A 1324-nucleotide genomic window follows, 5' to 3' on the forward strand; every position below is an offset into this window, starting at 1 on the left:
AATGAGCACCGCGAAGCGCCCAACCGCAACAACGGAGTCGGGCATGGTCCAAGGGACCATGGAGGACGGCGTAGCGGCTTTTCGAAGTATTCCCTATGCCGCCTCACCCCTGAACGAACTACGCTTTGCCGCGCCACAACCCCAGCCAGCGTGGTTAGGCACGCGCGATGCCTCAGGCCCCGGTCCGTCTGTCCCGCAAGGCGCTTCTAGGCTTGAATCAGTCATGGGCAAGCGCTCTCCCGACTGGAACGAAGACGGCTCGCTCACCGTCAACATCTGGACACCGGCCAATCTGGAGGGCCCCTCACCTGGGCATAAGCTGTCCGTTCTGGTGTGGTTTCATGGTGGCGGATTCTCTAGCGGCTCGGGCGGGTGGGACTGGTACGACGGCCGTAACTTGGCCGCGGCGGGTGACATCGTCGTAGTCACTGCCAATTACCGTGTTGGCCCTCTCGGCTTCTTATACTTGCCGGAGTTCGGCGTTGAGAATCTCGGCATACAGGACCAGGGAGCCGTGCTCAATTGGGTTCGCCGCAATATTGGCGGGTTCGGCGGGAATCCGGATGAAATAACGGTTGGCGGACAATCGGCCGGCGCCTACTCATCCCTTTACCTTGCGCTCTCACCTGTCACTGGACCGCTAGTCAAACGAATCATCGCCCAGAGCGCCCCGCTCGGTCTCGTCCCGCAGCTGCCCGAGGATGCGACGAAAAACACGCATAGATTCATCGAAATTCTCGGATTGGGGAGCAGCGCGGATCTTCTCAGCGATTTACGCGCTCTCCCCGCCGGCCGTCTGCTGGATGCCTATCGCCAGCTCAGTGGAGAGCTCGCCACCCCGGGCAGCGCGGCGCCTGCAATGTACCCTGTGCTCGGTGGCAGCGGTATACCTATCAGATGGGAGCAGGCATTGGTCGAGGGGCGCCTCGACGGAAAGCAATTACTGACCGGCACAACCAAGAACGAAATGACCGCCTTCTTCGCCTTTGATCCCCACATCAAGTCCATAACCGCAGAGCAGGCGCGCGAAATGGCAGCCCGTCACGTCGACGGAGGCGCCGAACGCTTTGACCGCATCGCAATCCAGCAACAGCACGGCGAGCCTCACGACACACTCGCAGACCTTGAGAGCGAAATCCTGTTCCGGGACGGAACCTTGGCCGTAGCCACTCATCAGGTCGAAACCGGCGTCCCCACCTATGTATACCAGTTCGACTACGCCCCCGCTGACGACCCCGCACACCTAGGCGCCACTCACTGCGTCGATGCCCCCTTCTTTTTCGACACCATCGACGCATATCCGAACAGCCCAATGCTCGGGCCC

1 protein-coding gene is annotated in these 1324 nt (G+C 61.2%); it reads left to right on the plus strand.

Going from position 1 to position 1324, the window contains the following annotated elements:
• Position 1 precedes the first annotated feature (1 nt).
• The coding region (locus ACIQLI_RS22460; protein ID WP_400392639.1) for a carboxylesterase family protein at positions 2–1324 on the plus strand (1323 nt) is incomplete at its 3' end.

The organism is Paenarthrobacter sp. NPDC091669, assembly GCF_044756725.1.
Taxonomy (GTDB): domain Bacteria; phylum Actinomycetota; class Actinomycetes; order Actinomycetales; family Micrococcaceae; genus Arthrobacter; species Arthrobacter bambusae_C.